The 1,019-nt window shown below is 69.2% G+C and carries 1 pseudogene; it reads left to right on the forward strand.

The window, feature by feature from the left end:
• Positions 1 to 1,019: pseudogene (locus I5Q34_RS32775) on the forward strand (phage tail protein); the annotation flags it as partial.

A 1,019-nucleotide genomic window follows, 5' to 3' on the forward strand; every position in this document is an offset into this window, starting at 1 on the left:
CAACTGGCCTCCATCCACGACAAGACGGTCACGATCACCACGTACCGGAACTTGGTGGAGTTGCCTCAGCCGGGGCTCCTCGGGCAGCTTCAACGGCGCGCATCCGGCGGCCCGGTCCATGGGCCCGGCACGGGGACGTCGGACGACGTGCCGCTCATGGCGTCCAACGGCGAGTACGTGATCCAGACCCGGGCCGTGAAGAAGTACGGCACAAGGTTCCTGGACGCCATCAACCAGGGCGTGTTGGGTACATTCGCCAAGGGCGGCAAGGTCTCCGAGGAGGCCCGGCGAGCGCGGTCGGAGATGGCGGGCGACCTGACCGTGTCGCACTTCGGGCGCATGGCGGGCCGGCGGCGGAGCGAGTTCGCGGCGGCGATGGACAACCCCAACGACCTGGGGGCGCTCGCCCAGTCGCTGAACAAGTGGCGAGGGCTGATCGACAACGCCTTCTCCGGCGGTGTCGAGCGGCGGCTCCTGGGAGCCCTAGACCGGACCGGCGCCCAGCTCATCAAGCAGGAGAAGGCGCTCACCAAGGTCAATTCCGCGCTGGACGGGGCGCGGGACAAGCTCAAGGGGCTCCGGGACAAGGCCGCCCAGGTCAAGGACAGTGTGTCGTCCGGGGTGATGTCGGCGGCGAACATCACGGGCACGGCGCAGGGCGGTGCGCGGACGACGATCGGCAAGGTCATGAACGACCTGCTGTCGAACCGCGACAAGGCCGTCAGCTTCGCCGCCGCACTCAAGGAGCTCAAGGCCCGGGGCCTGAACTCTGGCAGTCTCCAGGAGATCGCGAACGCCGGGATCGAGGGCGGCGGTCTGTCCACCGCCGAGGCCCTGCTCAGTGCGCGCGGCAGCGACCTCCATCGCATCAACGATCTCCGGTCCGAGATCGGCGCTGCCGCCGGGGCGGCCGGCCGCACAACGGCGGATGCGATGTACGGGGCCGGGATCAAGGCAGCCGAGAAACTGGTCAAGGGCCTGGAGCGGCAGCAGGAGCGGCTCCAACGGGCGATGGAGCG

This window comes from Streptomyces sp. AV19 (assembly GCF_015999245.1).
In the GTDB taxonomy this organism is placed as follows: Bacteria; Actinomycetota; Actinomycetes; order Streptomycetales; family Streptomycetaceae; genus Streptomyces.